This window comes from Actinomycetota bacterium, assembly GCA_005774595.1.
Lineage (GTDB): Bacteria > Actinomycetota > Coriobacteriia > Anaerosomatales > D1FN1-002 > D1FN1-002.
Window position 1 is genome coordinate 1 of sequence record VAUM01000260.1, and the last position, 2,802, is coordinate 2,802.

General features: G+C 73.0%; 1 protein-coding gene. It reads left to right on the top strand.

Annotated elements, in window-relative coordinates; all coding sequences use genetic code 11:
* A partial coding sequence (locus tag FDZ70_08840) for a hypothetical protein (protein ID TLM71587.1) occupies window positions 1-2,765 on the top strand: 2,765 nt, incomplete at its 5' end.
* Window positions 2,766-2,802 lie beyond the last annotated feature (37 nt).

Below are 2,802 nucleotides of genomic sequence, written 5' to 3' on the forward strand. Positions count from 1 at the left end.
GCAATCTCGAGGCCGTCCACCCGGCGTACGTGCGGCTCGATTCCGGCGCGCCCACGACGACGATCGCGGGCGTGCCCGCAGGATGGTCGGGCTCGCCGGCGACCCTCAGCCTGACGGCGACCGACTCGGGCAGCGGCGTCGCCGCGTCGTACTACCGCCTCGACGGCGGGGCCGTCACGACGTACACGGGACCATTCGCGGTCACCGCCGTCGGCACGACCACCGTGGGCTACTGGTCGGTCGACGCCGCGGGCCGCACCGAGGCCGAGCACACCGCGACCGTGCGCATCGACACGCTCGCCCCGGTCACGACCGCGTCCGGCGTGCCGGCCGGGTGGGCGAGCGCCCCGGTCACCGTCACGCTGTCGGCGGCCGACGCCACGAGCGGCGTCGCGTGGACGCGCTACCGCGTGGGTTCCGGCGCCGTGCAGACCTACACCGCGCCGTTCGCGGTCAGTGCGCCCGGCACGACCACCGTGTACTTCTGGTCGGCCGACAACGCCGGCAATGCCGAGACGACCGGCACCGCGACCGTGCGCATCGACACGCTCGCCCCGGTCACGACCGCGTCCGGCGTGCCGGCCGGGTGGGCGAGCGCCCCGGTCACCGTCACGCTGTCGGCGGCCGACGCCACGAGCGGCGTCGCGTGGACGCGCTACCGCGTGGGTTCCGGCGCCGTGCAGACCTACACCGCGCCGTTCGCGGTCGCGTCGGAAGGCACGACGACCGTGTACTTCTGGTCGTCCGACAACGCCGGCAACACCGAGGCGACCGGCACGGCTACCGCGCGCATCGACCTCACGGATCCCGTGACGTCGATCGGGTCGCTGTCGGCGACCTGGACCGCGTCCGACGCGCTCGTGTTCCTGACAGCCACCGACGCCGGCAGCGGCGTGGCCGGCATCCGCTATCGTCTCAACGGCGGCGCCGAGGCGACCTTCACGAGCGCGTTCCTCGTCACCGCCGAGGGCACGACGACGATCTCGTACCGCGCGGTCGACAATGCGGGCCGCGTCGAGGCGACCAAGACCGCGACCGTGCTCTTGGACAAGTCCGCGCCGATCAGTGCCGCTTCGGGTATCCCGGCCGGGTGGAGTGCGTCCGCCGTGACGTTCTCACTCGCGGCGACTGACGCGTACACGCCCGTGGCGGGCATCCGCTACCGCCTGAACGGCGGGTCGTGGACGACCTACACGGTCCCGGTCGCGGTCTCGGCCGAGGGCTCGACCACGCTCGAATACCGCTCGGCCGACGTGCTCGGCAACACCGAGGTGACGCGCACCGCGACCATCCGCATCGACTCGACCGTGCCGTCCACCGCGATCTCCGGCGTCCCGGCCGGCTGGTCGCGCACCAACGTGACGCTCACGCTCTCCGCCACCGACGCGGGCAGCGGGGTGGCGGGCACCGCGTACCGCCTCAACGGCGGTGCATCCACCACCTACGCTGCGCCGTTCGCGGTCACGGCCGAGGGCACCACGACCGTCGGCTACTGGTCGACGGACAACGTCGGCCGCACCGAGTCGGAGCACACCGCCACCGTGCGCATCGACAAGACGGCGCCGGTGACCGGGTCGTCAGCCACGAGCTCGACCACGGCCGCGACCGTGACCCTGTCTCCGTCCGATGCGCTGTCCGGCCTCGGCGCCGGCGCGACCTGGTACCGCATCGACGGGGGGACGATCCGCTACGGCCTGGTCGCGACGACGAGCGCCGCGGGTACGCACACCGTCACCTACGGCTCGGTCGACGTGGCGGGCAACGCCGAGGCCACCAAGACGGTCACCGTCCGCGTGCGTGGCCCCGTCACCTACGCGCTGTCCGCCGGCGCCGACCGCTATGCGACCGCGATCGAGATCTCGAAGGCGAGCTACCCGACCAGCGCGGCGACCGTGCTCCTCGCCACGGGGCTGAACTACCCGGACGCGCTCGGCGGCGGTACGCTCGCCGGCGCGTGGGACTGCCCGCTGCTGCTCGTCCGCGGCACCGGGACCACCATCGACGCGACGGTCACCACCGAGATCCGCCGTCTCGGCGCGTCCCGCGTCGTCATCCTCGGTGGTACCGCCGCGGTGAGCCAGATGATCGAGAGCCAGGCGCGCACGATCTCAGGCGTCACCACCGTCCAGCGCGTGGCCGGCGCGACGCGCTACGAGACCGCGGACCTCGTCGCGCGCGAGACCGTGCGCGTGATGGGCCTGCGCGGCAAGACGTTCGCGCGCAAGACGTTCGTGGTCACCGGCGCCAACTTCGCTGACGCGCTCATCGCCGCGCCGGTCGCCGTGCGCAACAACCAGACGCTGCTGCTCGTCAACGTGTCGGGCATGACGGCGAGCACGCGCCAGACGATCTCGGATCTCGGCGTGACCGACGCGCGCATCCTCGACAGCGGCGCGCGCGTGCCGGCCTCGGTCACCACGACGCTGACGAACCTGCTCGGCGCGAGCCACGTGGTGAAGATGACGGCGGCATCAGCTCCGGCGATGTCGGTGGCGGTGGGGGCGTACGCCGAGACGCTGGGGATGTCGTTCGACCACGTCGGGTTCACCAACAGCCTGAACTTCCCCGACGCGCTGGCGGCAGGCCCGCTGCAGGCGCAGCACAACTCCATCCTTCTGCTGACCCCGAACAACGTGCCGCTCGACGCCGGCGTGCGCGCCGCGATCGTGGCACGCAAGACGTGGATCGCGAACGTGAGGTGGTACGGCGGCCCCGCGGCCGTGCCGGACGCGGTGCGCGACGCGGTCACGGCGGCGCTGCTCTAGGCGGCGTTCGCGGCGCCGTCGCGTCCCGGGGCAGGGG